The sequence below is a fragment of the Wolbachia endosymbiont of Drosophila incompta genome, assembly GCF_001758565.1.
Lineage (GTDB): Bacteria > Pseudomonadota > Alphaproteobacteria > Rickettsiales > Anaplasmataceae > Wolbachia > Wolbachia pipientis.
Genome location: NZ_CP011148.1, coordinates 1,250,847 through 1,251,062, shown reverse-complemented (window position 1 = coordinate 1,251,062; position 216 = coordinate 1,250,847). Strand labels below are relative to the sequence as shown.

Sequence of the window (216 nt, the reverse complement as noted above, 5' to 3'; positions counted from 1 at the left end):
TGTGAACACTAACATAACCACATGCAGGAGATGCAGCAGCAGGTCTTGCGATACATTTAGGTCTTTTTGCTTGGATATCGAGATTAGATAACACTTCTTCTATCAATGGGTTGACAAAAAACCATCCTCCCATATTTTTTGGTTCTTCTTGACACCATATAATTTCAGCGTTTTTGTACTTTTCAAGTTCATTACTTAGTTTATCTGCAGGAAAAG

1 protein-coding gene is annotated in these 216 nt (G+C 36.6%); it reads right to left on the bottom strand.

Annotation, left to right across the window (positions count from 1 at the left end):
• Window positions 1-216, bottom strand: a 216-nt coding sequence (locus tag WG67_RS08895) for a hypothetical protein (RefSeq protein ID WP_458695023.1), incomplete at both ends; no start/stop codon positions are given.